12 protein-coding genes are annotated in these 12,254 nt (G+C 69.3%); 2 read left to right on the top strand and 10 right to left on the bottom strand.

Annotation, left to right across the window (positions count from 1 at the left end):
* Positions 1 to 170: 170 nt before the first annotated feature.
* The 3 genes from AQI88_RS42530 to AQI88_RS01335 all read right to left on the bottom strand — a co-directional run bounded on the left by AQI88_RS42530 (position 171) and on the right by AQI88_RS01335 (position 1,835).
* The gene (locus tag AQI88_RS42530) at positions 171 to 587 is read right to left on the bottom strand and encodes an alpha/beta fold hydrolase (protein WP_279616520.1); all 417 of its coding nucleotides are present in this window, start codon (positions 585 to 587) and stop codon (positions 171 to 173) included.
* Between the two features lie 71 nt (positions 588 to 658).
* Positions 659 to 1,129 carry a cyanase gene (cynS, locus tag AQI88_RS01340; protein ID WP_066990363.1) on the bottom strand — a complete coding sequence of 157 codons (471 nt, stop codon included), beginning with the start codon at positions 1,127 to 1,129 and terminating at the stop codon, positions 659 to 661.
* A gap of 124 nt (positions 1,130 to 1,253) precedes the next feature.
* Complete coding sequence (locus tag AQI88_RS01335; protein ID WP_066990360.1) at positions 1,254 to 1,835, bottom strand: carbonic anhydrase; 582 nt, start codon at positions 1,833 to 1,835, stop codon at positions 1,254 to 1,256.
* A 125-nt stretch (positions 1,836 to 1,960) separates the two neighbouring features.
* On the opposite strand from AQI88_RS01335, the gene cynR reads away from it, so the two are divergent.
* Complete coding sequence (gene cynR, locus AQI88_RS01330) at positions 1,961 to 2,866, top strand: transcriptional regulator CynR (RefSeq protein ID WP_066990357.1); 906 nt, start codon at positions 1,961 to 1,963, stop codon at positions 2,864 to 2,866.
* A 61-nt stretch (positions 2,867 to 2,927) separates the two neighbouring features.
* On the opposite strand, the gene AQI88_RS01325 is transcribed toward cynR, so the two are convergent.
* Positions 2,928 to 3,497 (bottom strand): WD40 repeat domain-containing protein, encoded by a 570-nt coding sequence (locus AQI88_RS01325; RefSeq protein ID WP_066990355.1) that lies wholly within the window; start codon positions 3,495 to 3,497, stop codon positions 2,928 to 2,930.
* 157 nt (positions 3,498 to 3,654) lie between these two features.
* Between AQI88_RS01325 and AQI88_RS01320 the strand changes: the two genes are divergently transcribed.
* Positions 3,655 to 3,837, top strand: coding sequence for a CU044_2847 family protein (locus AQI88_RS01320; protein WP_066990352.1), 183 nt, complete (start codon positions 3,655 to 3,657; stop codon positions 3,835 to 3,837).
* Between the two features lie 21 nt (positions 3,838 to 3,858).
* Here AQI88_RS01320 and AQI88_RS01315 read toward each other — a convergent pair whose 3' ends face one another.
* The 6 genes from AQI88_RS01315 to iolD form a co-directional block, all read right to left on the bottom strand.
* On the bottom strand, positions 3,859 to 5,886 hold the full coding sequence (locus tag AQI88_RS01315; RefSeq protein ID WP_066991555.1) for a beta-galactosidase: 2,028 nt from the start codon (positions 5,884 to 5,886) through the stop codon (positions 3,859 to 3,861).
* A gap of 51 nt (positions 5,887 to 5,937) precedes the next feature.
* Entirely contained in the window at positions 5,938 to 6,831 is an 894-nt protein-coding gene (locus tag AQI88_RS01310) for a carbohydrate ABC transporter permease (protein WP_066990349.1), read from the bottom strand.
* Complete coding sequence (locus tag AQI88_RS01305; protein WP_066990346.1) at positions 6,828 to 7,808, bottom strand: carbohydrate ABC transporter permease; 981 nt, start codon at positions 7,806 to 7,808, stop codon at positions 6,828 to 6,830. The genes AQI88_RS01310 and AQI88_RS01305 overlap by 4 nt, the downstream gene beginning before the upstream one ends.
* 8 nt (positions 7,809 to 7,816) lie before the next feature.
* The gene (locus AQI88_RS01300) at positions 7,817 to 9,130 is read right to left on the bottom strand and encodes an ABC transporter substrate-binding protein (RefSeq protein ID WP_066990343.1); all 1,314 of its coding nucleotides are present in this window, start codon (positions 9,128 to 9,130) and stop codon (positions 7,817 to 7,819) included.
* 290 nt (positions 9,131 to 9,420) lie between these two features.
* Entirely contained in the window at positions 9,421 to 10,206 is a 786-nt protein-coding gene (locus AQI88_RS01295; RefSeq protein ID WP_066990339.1) for a GntR family transcriptional regulator, read from the bottom strand.
* 39 nt (positions 10,207 to 10,245) lie between these two features.
* Positions 10,246 to 12,138 carry a 3D-(3,5/4)-trihydroxycyclohexane-1,2-dione acylhydrolase (decyclizing) gene (gene iolD, locus AQI88_RS01290; protein ID WP_066990336.1) on the bottom strand — a complete coding sequence of 631 codons (1,893 nt, stop codon included), beginning with the start codon at positions 12,136 to 12,138 and terminating at the stop codon, positions 10,246 to 10,248.
* Between the last annotated feature and the right edge of the window lie 116 nt (positions 12,139 to 12,254).

The following is a 12,254-nucleotide window of genomic DNA, read 5'->3' as shown; positions in this document are numbered from 1 at the left end:
ACGTGCTCGCTGCTGACACTGTGGCCTTCCTTTGCCGTCATGCTGCCGCGGTCTCCCTGCGCGTCAAGGGCTTCGCAATCCGCCTCCGTACCTCCGTCGACCCTTGACCCGAGAGGGAAGACCGCACGAGAACGTCAATTAAGGGAGGAAAGGAAAGTATTGTTCAGAGGTCAGGTGGAGACTCGATTCCCAAGCGAGCCATCGCTTTCATGACGCGATTGAGAAGACGTGTCTTTGATCGGAGAAGGACATCTCCTGCAGCCAAGTGATAGGCAACTTCTGCCGGGGTGGCGGTGCGCGATGTCTGCGACCGTCTCCCCTGCGTCGGGGACGAACGCGGCGACGTAGGCGAGGGCGCGGACCCGGTCCTGGCCGCGGGCCGCGTTGGTGATCACGAAACCTCCGTAGGACCATCCGACCAGCAGCACCGGCCCCTCGACGGTGGAGATGCCCCGGCGCACCGCTGCCACGTCGTCCTCCAGGGACTCCAGCGGCGGCTGGGCCGCGACCGGTTCATGGCCGAGGGCGCGCAGTTCGGTGGTGGTCTCCGTCCAGCAAGAGCCGTCTGCCCACAGCCCATGGACCAGAACGACAGCAGTCGTCCGGGCCGTGGGGCGGGCCGGTGAAGGGGTGCGGCCCGCCCGGGCCGGGCGGTGTGTCAGAAGGGCTTGGTCGGCAGGTACTTGCCGTCCAGGGTGATCACCGCGCGCTCACCGCCTTCGGGGTCGGCGACCTTCTTCACGTCCAGCTTGAAGTTGATCGCGGAGATGATGCCGTCGCCGAACTGCTCGTGGACCAGGGCCTTGAGGGTGGTGCCGTATACCTGGAGCATTTCGTGGAAGCGGTAGATCGTCGGGTCGGTGGGGATGCCGCCGGGGATCGAGCCGCGGGTGGGGATCGTCTGCAACAGCATCACCGCGTCGTCGTCCAGGTCGAGCAGCTGTGCGACGGCCTTGGCGGACTGCTCGGGCAGGGCGTGCTGGCCGAGGACGGCGGCGGTGGTGAAGGCGACCGACAGGCCGGAGGCGTCCGCGATCTGCTGCCAGGTGAGGTTCCTACGGGTCTTCGCCTCGACCGCGGCGTTGGTCAGGGTCTGACGGGCGGCGGGGTCGAACTGGGCGTGCACCATGAGGCGCTTTCCTTTCCTGTGTGCCGATCCGCGATGGTGGGGCGGGTCGGCGGGCTTGGGGGGTGGGCGGGGTGATCCGGCCGTGACGGCGCTGGGGCGGGATCAGAGGCGAGAGGGGCCTGGGTCAGGCGGCGAGAGCGCCGGTGGCGCCGGTGGCGTCGAGGGTGTCGATGTCACCGGTGGCGATGTCGAAGACCCAGCCGTACAGGGTCACCTTCTTCTCCGCCAGGGCCCGGGCGACCGACGGATGGGTTGTCAGGTTCGCGAGTTGCGCGCGCACGTTCTCGCGTACGAGTGCGGGAACGTCCCCGTGGGTCCGGGAGGCGTCCGCGTGCCGCAGCCAGTTCGCGACGGCCGGCGCAGAGGTGAGGTCGTGGCCCTGGGCCAGAGCGGTCATCGCCCCGCAGGACGAGTGCCCGCACACGACCACGTCCCTCACCCCCAGGACGGCGACCGCGTACTCGATGCTCGCCGCCACACCGTCCGCGCCGGGGGAGCAGGCGGGGACGAGGTTGCCGGCGGTGCGGATGACGAAGAGTTCCCCCGGCTCGGACCCGGTGATCAGTTCCGGGACGACGCGGGCGTCGGAGCAGCTGATGAACAGCGTGTGCGGCGCGTGGTCGCTCGCCAGGCGGGCGAAGAGATCGGCCTTGACCGGGAAGACGTCCCGCTGGAAACGCGTGACGCCCGCGGCGATGTCTGGCATGGGTCACTCCCTTTCGGTGGCTGCCACCCCTGTGGGTCGGTGAAATCCACCCTGCATGACCTGCCCCTATAGCGTCCAAGACGCAGTGACCATGATTGCTATTGCTGGCATCTATAGTTCGTCCCATGGCCCTGGAACTGCGTCATCTGCGCTACCTGCTCGCCGTCGCCGACCACGGCAACTTCACCCGCGCCGCCGAAGACCTGCATGTCTCCCAGCCCACCCTGTCGCAGCAGATCAAACAGCTGGAACGCACCCTGGGCGTGCAGCTGCTCGACCGCACAGGCCGCGCCGTACGCCTCACCGACGCCGGCGAGACCTACGCCCACCACGCCCGTCGTGCGCTACGCGACCTGGCCGCCGGCGAACGGGCCCTCCACGACGTGAAGGACCTCTCCCACGGCCATCTCAGGCTCGCGGTCACCCCGACGTTCACCGCCTACCTCGTCGGTCCGCTGATCGCCCAGTTCCAGGCCCGCCATCCCGGCGTCGTCCTGAACCTCCGGGAGATGACGCAGGACAGCATCGAGTCAGCCCTGCTCGCCGACGACCTCGACCTCGGGATCGCCTTCGCCGGCACCCACTTGCCCGGCATCCGGGCCGCCGCCCTGTTCACCGAAACCCTCAGCCTCGTCACCAGCGCCCACCACCCCGGCACCACCGACGGCCGACCGCTGCCCGTCCGCGACGCGGCCCAGCGCCACCTCGCCCTGCTCAGCGGCGACTTCGCCACCCGCGCCTACATAGACGCCTACTTCACCCAGCACCGCGTCAGCCCCCACATCGCCGTGGAGGCCAACTCCATCCAGGCCCTCATCGAAATCGTCCAGCGCACCCCGCTCGCCACCGTCCTCCCCGACGCCCTCACCCACGACCACCCCCATCTCACCCCCACGCTCCTCGACCCACCCCTCCCCGCCCGCACGGTCACCCTCCTGCACCGCGCCGACGCCTACCGCAGCGCCGCCGCCCACGCCTTCACCCGCTTGACCCGCGACCTCGTCCAGGCCCGCGCCTACACCCCCGTCTGACGCACCACCCCATGCGCCTGCCGGAAAGCGCCTCGCTCCTCCGGCAGGCCGCGTCGGTCGGTCACCGGTCGGCCTCGGGAAGCCGGACACTGCGTATGACCTTGTCCTCGCCCGCGCCGGCGAGGAACCGGCCGTCCGGGTGGAACGCCACGGCGTTCACCGAGCGGTCGTGCTTGTGGGCGAGCAGGGACTGGCCCGTGTCGGCCCGCCACACGCATACGGTGCCGTCCTCGCTGCCGGTGGCGAGCATGGTGCTGTCGGGACTGAACGCCACCGCCCGCAGACCGCCGGTGTGCTCCACACGGAAGAGCGGAGTCCAGGTCTCCGTCTCCCGCGCCTGAGCGGTGTGGTCCTGGCTGCAGGTGGCGATCTTCCGCCCGTCCGGAGAGAAGGCGACGCCGAGGACGAAGTCCCGGTGCGAAATCTGCGCCACCTGCCGGCCGGTGTCGATGTCCCAGACGTACGCGTTCTTGTCCTCGGACGCGGTGAGCGGCCGGCGCCCGTCCGGGCTGAACCGTGCGGCCATGACCGCGCGGGCGTGGCGCAGGGACAGGACGCGGCTCCCGGTGCCGAGGTCCCCCACGCAGGCCGTCGCATCCGCGCTCCCGGTGGCCAGGGATCCGGTTGCCATGTCCCAGATGCGCGCGACGTTGTCCGTGCTGCCGGCCGAAGCCCACCGACCCTGCCCTCGCCTCCGGCGCACACGTTCGGGAATTGGAAGAACCATCAACTACCCGGCAATACCCGGAAATTCATGTTAATCCATACTTCATGACCATCATTGCGTCATGCACGCCGTGCGGGCGGTGACCCGCGGCGTCGCTGCGCAGGTCGAGGACTTCGCGCAGCGGCCGGACGCCCTCGTCGTGGAGTTCGGGATCGAGTTGACCGCCCAGGCAGGGGCCGTCATCACCGCGGCCGGTGCCTCGGCCCAGCTGACCGTCAGCCTGACCTGGAACAACAAGTCGTGACCGACGGTCGCTGGGCAACCGTCACTTCCCTTGCCCCACCCGTGGTTCCCGCACGACGGCGATCTCGCCCGGCGGGACCGTGACCGAGTCGTGCACCACCTTGCCGGTGAGCAGCTCCGTCGCCCCGGGGCGGACCGGGACCGAGGCGCCGTGGCCTGTGTGGTCGACGAGGAAGAGGTAGTCCGCGTCCGTGCCGCGCCGCCGGACCACCTCCACACCGGGCGGCGAGGTGCAGACCGGTTCCACGCCCGCCTCGGTGCGGATGCGGTCCAGGAGCGCGGCCAGCGTGGCCGGGTCGGGCAGCGTGGCCAGATACCAGGCGGCACCGGTGCCGTGTGCGCGCCGGGTCACCGCGGGCGTGCCGGCCAGAGGGCCGTCCGCGTACGCCGCGACCGCCTCGGCGCCCTCCAGCCGCAGCCGCTCCGACCACAGCGTGCCCGTCGCACCGCCTGGCACGGCACCGCTCAGGGCGACCGGTTCTCCGGGCAGCAGCGGGAACGGCTCGTCGGAGCGCACGCCCAGCACCGCACGGAACGCCCCCGGGTAACCGCCCAGCCGCACATGGCAGTTCTCGTCCACGGCGCCGCTGTGGAAGCCGACGGCGAGCGTGCCGCCGCGCTCGGCGTACGCCGTGAGGTTCGCCGCGCCCGTGTCGTCGACCAGGTACAGGTTCGGGGCCAGGACCAGCCGGTAGCCGGAGAGATCCGCGTCCGGGCGGACGAAGTCCACGGCGATGCCCGACCGCCACAGCGGCTCGTACCAGGACCGGACCAGGTCCAGGTAGCGCAGCTCGCCGCTCGGCTGGGAGGGCAGCTCCAGGGCCCAGCGCGCGTTCCAGTCCCAGACGATCGCCACCTCGGCGGGGACCGTGCTGCCGCGCACCTCCGCCAGGGCCTTCAGATCGGCGCCGAGCCGGACCACGTCCTGCCAGATCCGGCTGTCGGTGCCCGCGTGCGGCAGCATCGCCGAGTGCCACTGCTCGGCACCCGCCTTCGCCGCCCGCCACTGGAAGTAGGCGATCCCGTCCGCCCCGCGCGCCACATGGGCGAGGGCGTTGCGGCGCAACTCACCCGGATTCTTCGCCCGGTTGACGGGCTGCCAGTTGACCGCGCCCGTGGAGTGCTCCATCAGCAGCCACGGGCCGCCGGCGAGCGAGCGCATCAGATCGCCGCTCAGCGCTATGTCGATCTGCGACTCGGGGTCGGTGGACATCAGGTAGTGGTCGTTGGCGACGACGTCCAGCTCCGGTGCCCAGCGCCAGTAGTCGAGGGCGTCGAAGGTGGCCATCACCATGAAGTTGGTGGTGGCCGGGACCGAAGGGGCCGCCGCCCGCAGCACGTCCCGTTCCGCCGTGTACAGCGACAGCAGCTCGTCCGAGCAGAAGCGGCGCCAGTCCAGCTGGTGCGTCGGGTTGGGTACGGCGCCGGTGGCGCGGGGCGGCAGGATCTCCTCCCAGGCGTAGTACCACTGGCTCCAGAAGGTGGTGCCCCAGGCGTTGTTGAGGGCTGCCAGGTCATCGCCGTAGCGGGCCCGCAGCCAGCGGCGGAAGGCCGCCGCGCTGGTGTCGCAGTAGCAGGCCGCGTTGTGGCAGCCGTACTCGTTGTGCACGTGCCACATGGCCACGGCCGGATGCCCGGCGTACCGCTCGGCCAGCGCGCCCGCGATGCGCAGGGCCGCCTCGCGGTAGGCGGGGCTGGACGGGCAGAACGTCTGGCGGCTGCCGTAGGACAGGGTGCGGCCGTCACGGTCGACCGGCAGTGCCTCGGGGTGGGCGCGGAAGAACCACGCCGGCGGCGCCGCCGTGGGCGTGGCCAGGTCGGCGGCGATGCCGTTCTCGTGCAGCAGGTCCAGGATCCGGTCCATGCGCGAGAAGTCGTAGACGCCCTCGGAGGGCTCCAGCAGGGCCCAGGAGAAGATGCCGACGCTGACCATGCTCACCCCGGCCTCGCGCATCAGGCGCATGTCCTCGGCCCACACCTCCTCGGGCCACTGTTCGGGGTTGTAGTCGCCGCCGTAGGCGAGGCCGGGGACGGACAGGGTGCGTTTCACAGCGTTCTCTTCGTTCTCTTCGTTCTCTGCGTTCTCTTTCACGTGCACGCCTCAGCCCTTGTTGGCGCCCAGGGTGAGGCCGCTGACGAACTGGCGCTGCAGCACGAAGTACACGATCAGGGTGGGGATCGCGGTGAGCAGGGCGCCGGCGGCGACCAGGTTGGGGTCGGTGAAGTACTGCCCGGAGAGGTTGTTCAGGGCCGAGGTGATCGGCATGTTCTCGCCGGTGGAGATCAGCACGATGGCCCAGAAGAAGTCGTTGTAGATCCAGATGGACAGCAACGTCGCCAGGGCCGCCATCGCGGGCTTGCACAGCGGCAGCACGATCTGCCAGTACATCCGCCACGCCGACGCGCCGTCGACCAGCGCGGCCTCGGTCAGCTCGTGCGGCAGCATGCGCATGTAGTTGCTCAGCACGAACGCGCAGAACCCGGACTGGAACGCCACGTGGATGAGCACCAGGCCCAGCGCGGAGTCGTACAGCTTGCCGCTGACCGTGATGCCCGGCAGGTTGATCAGCAGGTACATCCGGTACAGCGGGGTGATGATGACCTGCTGCGGCAGCAGGTTGCCGGCCGTGAAGACCAGCAGCAGGAAGACGTTGAGCCGGAAGTCGAAGCGGCTGACGTAGAACGCGACCATCGACGACAGCAGCAGCGTCAGCAGGACCGCCGGTACCGCGATCAGCAGCGTGTTGCCGAAGTAGTGCATCATGTCGGACTGCTTGAACGCGTTCGTGAAGTTGTCGAAGCTCAGCTTGTCCGGCCAGGAGACATAGCCCTTGGTGCTGGTCTCGGAGTACGGCCGCAGGGCCGCGAACACCGCCCACAGCAGCGGGCCGAGCCAGGCCAGCGAGGTGACGACGAGGAACACGTGCAGCAGGACCCTGGCCGGGCGCAGGGGGGTGCGCTGCTTCAGGTCGAGCGCGACGGTGGGGGTGCTCATGCGCGCCGCTCCTTCCGGAAGGTCGCCACCAGGTACGGGATGATCACGGCGAGCGAGATCACCAGCAGGACGACGGCGATCGCCGATCCGTATCCGATCCGGCTGGACTCGCCGATGATGTTGTTGGTGATCAGGATCGACAGCAGCTCGGTGCCCTGGGCGCCCTTGTTGAAGACGAAGACCAGGTCGAAGGCGCGCAGGGCCTCGATGATGGTGACGACCAGGACGACGGTGTTCGTGGGACGCAGCGTCGGGAAGATGACGTTCTTGAAGGTCTGCCACTCGTTGGCACCGTCCAGGGACGAGGCCTCGCGCAGGGACGGGTCCACGCCCTTCAGACCGGCCAGGTACAGGATCATCATGTAGCCGGTGTGCCGCCAGGACGCGGCGACCAGGACGGCCCACAGGTTGAGGTGCGGGTCGCCGATCCAGTCGATGTAGTGGCCGGGCTTGTTGGCCCCGATGAGGCTGTTGATCAGGCCGGTGTCGGGGTTGTAGATGAGTTGCCAGACGAATCCGGTGACCGCCAGCGACATCACGACCGGCAGGAAGAAGGCGGTCTGGTAGACGCGGCTGAAGCGGATCTTCTTGTCCAGCTGCACGGCCAGGAACAGGCCGAGCGGCGTGGGGATCAGGATCAGCACCACGAACCAGATGATGTTGTGCTGGACGGCCGGCCAGAACTGCGGGTTGTCGTTGAAGAGTTGTTGGAAGTTGTCGAGGCCCACCCACTTGATCGAGCTGAACCCGATGCCGTCCCAGCTGGTGAAGGCGAGCGCGATGGAGGCGAGGGCGGTGACCCAGACCAGGGCCACGTGCAGGACCGTGGGCACGCCCGCCATCAGGGCGAGCGTGAACCGGTCACGGCGGGTCAGCAGGCGCCGGTGGCCCTGCCTGGCCCGCGCAGTGCGGGAAGCGGCGCCCGGAGGCGGCACGGCGGCCGCCTCCGGGGTCTTCGTCGTCGTATCGGTCGTCATGCCGCTGCTCACGAGGACGCGAAGATCGTCTTCTTCTGGCGTTCGATCGACGACAGCAAGCTGTCCACGCCCTTGGGATTCTGGAGGAACTTCTGCAGTGCGGGCTGCATCACCGTGGAGGTGAAGTCCGGGCGGCTGTCGCGGTCCATGAACTGGGTGAGGTTCTTGGCGCCGCTGATCATTTCGTACGCCTTCTTCTGCAGCGGCGTGTACGAGGAGGTGTCGGCCTTGCTGGAGGCGGCCACCACGCTGGAGTCGGCCTTCAGGTAGATCGCCTCGGCCTCGGGCGTGCCCAGGTACTCGAGGAGCTTGGTGACACCCGCCTTGTTCTTCGGGGCCTTGCTGACCATGAACCCGTCGGTCGGTGCCTCGACGGTGTCCTGGCCGTAGGCGGAGTTGATCTCCGGGAAGGCGAAGAAGTCGAGGTCGTCCAGGTCGGCCTTGCTGGTGAACTGCTGCGCCACGAAGGAGCCCAGCAGGTACATGCCGGCCTTCTTGGACACCAGGGTCTGTGCGGCGTCCTGCCAGGTGCGGCCCATGAAGCCGTCCTGGTGGTAGGGGAGGATCTCGCTCCAGTGGTCGAAGACGGCCTTCACCTTGGCGTCGGTCCAGGAGGCCTTGCCGCCCATCAGTTCGACGTGGAAGTCGTAGCCGTTGAGGCGGAAGTTGATCTGGTCGAAGGTGCCCATCGCCGGCCAGGCGTCCTTGTCGCCGAAGGCGATCGGGACCAGGCCGTCCTTCTTCATCTGCTTGCAGAGGGCGACCAGCTCGTCCCAGGTGGCGGGGACCTTGTAACCGTGCTGCTGGAAGACGCTCTTGCGGTAGAAGAGCGCCCACGGGTACGTGTACAGCGGGACGAAGTAGTACTTGCCGTCCTCGCCCTTGGCGAGCTTCTTCATCGCGTCGGGGAAGTTGTCCCCGATCTTGGCCCACACGTCGTCGATCGGCGTGGCCAGCTTCTTCGCCGCGAAGAACTGCATGCGGTAGCCGGCGAACCAGTTGAACACGTCGTCCGGGGTGCCCTGCAGGTAGGAGTTGATCTGCTCCTGGAAGGTGTTGTGGTCCTTCGTGTTGACATCGACCGTGATGCCCGACTGCTTCTTGAAGGCCGCGTAGATCTCCGCGAAGGCCTTCTTCGGCACGGCGTCGGAGGCGTTGGAGCCGAGGGTGACGGTCTTCGGGTCGGAGGACGAACCGCTGCCGCCGCAGGCGGACAGCAGGGGTATGCCGGCACCCGCGAGGAGGGCGGCACCGCCCGCTCCACGCAGCAACGAGCGACGGCTGGGACCCGGGACCGAAAGACCGGAGGGGGAGAGGCGCATGGCGGCTCCTGAGGCATACAGGGTTCGGCCAAGGGGATGAGTCGATCACCGAAAGGTCCTCGAAACCGATCAGAAACCAACTCGACCGAACATCGTGGCGTAATAACAGCCCCATGTCCGCTCATGCGTCAATAGCTCCGGTCGCACTCGGGTGTCTCTTGCCCGAAACGTAATCGTCATCGTTACCTGCAACTTCGTTGAACAGAAGGCACCTGAGCCCCCGCGGCAGGTGCGGCCGCGGGGGCTGTGTGAACACGAGTGATTCCGTTTCCGGGTCTGACCAGCGGCGGTCAGGGTCTGACCAGCAGCTGGAAGTCGAAGGCGTACCTCGATGCGCGGTAGACATGGCTGCCGTACTCCACCGGCCGGCCGGTGTCGTCGTAGGCGGTGCGCTGCATGGTGAGCAGGGCCGCGCCCTCCTTCTCGTCCAGCAGGGCGGCCTCCTCGTCGGTGGCGCTGCGGGCGCCGACGGACTGGCGGGCGCTGTGCAGCGTGATGCCGGCCGAGCGCATCATCCGGTACAGGCCCGTCGACTCCAGCCGCTCGGTGTCGAGTTCGAGCAGGGCCGCGGGCAGGTAGTTGCACAGGAACGCCACCGGCTGGCCGTGGGTGCAGCGCAGCCGCTCCAGCACGACGACCTCGGCGCCCTCCGCGATGCCGAGGGCCGCGGCCACGTCGGCGCTCGCCGGGACGCGTTCGTTGCGCAGCACCCGGGTGGTCGGGCCCTGCCCGGCCGACTCCAGGTCGTCGTAGAGGCTGCTCAGCTCGAGGGGCCGTTTGACCTGGCTGTGCACCACCTGGGTCCCGACACCGCGGCGCCGCACCAGCAGCCCCTTGTCGACCAGGGACTGGATCGCCTGGCGGACGGTGGGCCGGGACAGGCCGAGGCGCACGGACAGGTCGACCTCGTTGCCCAGGAGGTTCCCCGGGGCGAGGATCCCGTGTTCGATCGCCGCCTCCAGCTGCTGGGCGAGCTGGTAGTAGAGCGGCACCGGACTCGTGCGGTCCAGGTCGAAGGTCACGGATTCGAGCGCGGAGACGGTCACGGGACGAGCGGAGTCACCGGTCCTCGCCACGGGGCACCTCCTTCCAGAGTGCGGACAGGGCGGGGTGGTTCACAGGTGCCGGCGGCGGCCGGCGACCTGGCGGTCGTAGTCCTCGCGGGCGCGCAGGGCCGCCTCGCGGGTGGCGGCCTCGGCGACCGGTACGTCCCACCAGGCCTCGGCCCCGGGAGCGGTGGGTGCTGGGCTTGAGGTGTCCGTCTCGACGTAGACGCAGGTGGGGGCATCGGCAGCCCGTGCGGTGGCGAGCGCCTCGCGCAGCTCCCGCACCGTCTTGGCGCGCAGGACGTCCATGCCGAGGCTCGCGGCGTTGGCGGCCAGGTCCACGGGCAGCGGTGCGCCGCTGAAGGTGCCGTCGGCCGCGCGGTAGCGGTAGGCGGTGCCGAAGCGCTCGCCGCCGACCGACTCCGACAGGCCGCCGATGGAGGCGTACCCGTGGTTCTGGATCAGGACCAGCTTGACGGGCAGCCCCTCCTGGACGGCGGTGACGATCTCGGTCGGCATCATCAGATACGTGCCGTCGCCGACCAGTGCCCACACCGCCGTGTCCGGGGCCGCCTGCTGGACGCCGATCGCGGCCGGGATCTCGTAGCCCATGCACGAGAAGCCGTACTCCAGGTGGTACTGGCGCCGGGAGCGGGTCCGCCACAGCTTGTGCAGGTCGCCGGGGAGCGAGCCCGCCGCGTTGATGACCACGTCCTCGTCCCCGACGACCGCGTCCAGCGCGCCGAGCACCTGCGTCTGGGTCGGTACGGCGTCCTCGTCACCGGCCCGGTAGGCCGCCTCGACGACCTGCTCCCAGCGCTCCTTGCCGGCCCGGTACCCGGCCTCGTACGCCGGGTCGACACGGAAGCCGGCCAGCTGCGCGGTGAGCGCCTCCAGGGCGGCCCGCGCGTCGGCCACCACGGTCCGGGCGGCCAGCTTGTGGGCGTCGAAGGCGGTGATGTTGAGGTTGAGGAAGCGGACCTCCGGGTTCTGGAAGAGGGTGCCGGAGGCGGTGGTGAAGTCCGTGTAGCGGGTGCCGACGCCGATGACCAGGTCGGCGGTGCGGGCGAGGTCGTCGGCGACCGCGGTGCCGGTGTGGCCGATGCCGCCGAGGTCGGCCGGGTGGTCGTGGCGCAGGGAGCCCTTGCCGGCCTGGGTGGCGGCGACCGGGATGCCGGTCGCGTCCGCGAGGGCCTTCAGCGCGTCCTCGGCGCGGCTGTGATGGACTCCGCCGCCCGCGATGACGAGCGGCCGGTGCGCGGCCCGGATCGCCCGGACTGCCTCTGCCAGCTCGGCCGGGTCCGGCGCGGGACGGCGTACGGTCCAGACGCGCTCGGCGAAGAACTCCTCGGGCCAGTCGTACGCCTCCGCCTGTACGTCCTGCGGCAGGGCGAGGGTGACGGCGCCGGTCTCGGCCGGGTCGGCGAGGATGCGCATGGCCTGGAGCGCAGACGGGATGAGCTGCTCGGGGCGGGTGATCCGGTCGAAGTAGCGGGAGACCGGGCGCAGGGTGTCGTTGACCGACATGTCGAACTGGCCGGGGTGCTCCAGCTGTTGCAGCAGCGGGTCGGCCGGGCGGGTGGCGAAGTAGTCGCCGGGCAGGAGCAGTACGGGCAGCCGGTTGACGGTGGCCAGGGCGGCGCCGGTGACCAGGTTGGTCGCGCCAGGGCCGATGGACGTCGTCACGGCCTGCGCCGAGAGGCGGTCGAGCTGGCGGGCGTGTCCGACGGCCGCGTGCACCATCGCCTGCTCGTTGCGGCCCTGATGGTATGGCATGACGTCGCTGTACTCGAGCAGCGCCTGGCCGATGCCGGCCACGTTGCCGTGGCCGAAGATGCCCCAGGTGCCGGTGATCAGCCGGTGCCGTTCGCCGTCGCGTGCGGTGTACTGGGCGGACAGGAACCGCACCAGCGCCTGGGCGACGGTCAGACGGCTCGTCGCTTCACTCGTCGAGTGGCTCATGCCTCTCAGGTGTAGGTGCGGACAGGCGGTGCTGTCAATGGTTTGTACTTACATTCGGACCTGTTCGTGAAATGATGTCTTAACAAAGTATTGACAGCGGGCTCCGTAGGGACTTG

The sequence above is a fragment of the Streptomyces cellostaticus genome (assembly GCF_001513965.1).
GTDB classification, from domain to species: Bacteria; Actinomycetota; Actinomycetes; order Streptomycetales; family Streptomycetaceae; genus Streptomyces; species Streptomyces cellostaticus.
The sequence above is the reverse complement of the archived record's forward strand: the minus strand, read 5'-3'. Positions and strand labels throughout refer to the sequence as shown.

Coding starts and splice junctions, on each gene's coding strand:
- AQI88_RS01300 (WP_066990343.1), bottom strand. CDS start 9,130: ATGCGCCTCTCCCCCTCCGGTCTTTCGGTCCCGGGTCCCAGCCGTCGC.
- AQI88_RS01325 (WP_066990355.1), bottom strand. CDS start 3,497: ATGGCAACCGGATCCCTGGCCACCGGGAGCGCGGATGCGACGGCCTGC.
- cynR (WP_066990357.1), top strand. CDS start 1,961: ATGGCCCTGGAACTGCGTCATCTGCGCTACCTGCTCGCCGTCGCCGAC.
- iolD (WP_066990336.1), bottom strand. CDS start 12,138: ATGAGCCACTCGACGAGTGAAGCGACGAGCCGTCTGACCGTCGCCCAG.
- AQI88_RS01335 (WP_066990360.1), bottom strand. CDS start 1,835: ATGCCAGACATCGCCGCGGGCGTCACGCGTTTCCAGCGGGACGTCTTC.
- cynS (WP_066990363.1), bottom strand. CDS start 1,129: ATGGTGCACGCCCAGTTCGACCCCGCCGCCCGTCAGACCCTGACCAAC.
- AQI88_RS01320 (WP_066990352.1), top strand. CDS start 3,655: ATGCACGCCGTGCGGGCGGTGACCCGCGGCGTCGCTGCGCAGGTCGAG.
- AQI88_RS01310 (WP_066990349.1), bottom strand. CDS start 6,831: ATGAGCACCCCCACCGTCGCGCTCGACCTGAAGCAGCGCACCCCCCTG.
- AQI88_RS01305 (WP_066990346.1), bottom strand. CDS start 7,808: ATGACGACCGATACGACGACGAAGACCCCGGAGGCGGCCGCCGTGCCG.